The organism is Bradyrhizobium sp. 25ACV (assembly GCF_054863005.1).
Genome location: NZ_JAVAYO010000146.1, coordinates 1 through 260, shown reverse-complemented (window position 1 = coordinate 260; position 260 = coordinate 1). Strand labels below are relative to the sequence as shown.

At 61.9% G+C, this 260-nt stretch carries 1 protein-coding gene; it reads right to left on the bottom strand.

Annotated features, from left to right (window positions below; translation table 11 throughout):
* Positions 1-260 (bottom strand): alpha/beta fold hydrolase (locus RAD04_RS38920; protein ID WP_461628000.1); only part of this gene is annotated, 260 nt, incomplete at both ends.

Below are 260 nucleotides of genomic sequence, written 5' to 3'. Positions count from 1 at the left end.
GGCCGGCAAAAGCGCTGCACAGGCGGCTGCATAAGGTCCTCCCCCAGAGATGCCGGCCACACCAAATTTCTTCAACCCTAGATGGCTCGCAAGGATCGCGACATCGCCTGCCCAGTCTGCCAAAGTTCGCTGACGCTGGTAGGTGGATAGCCCGAAGCCCGGCCGCTCCGGCGCGATGATCCGCATACCGAGCCTACGTGCCGGCTCGTGCACTAGCCGGAACATGAAACGCGAGCCCGGTGTGCCATGAAATCCAAGAA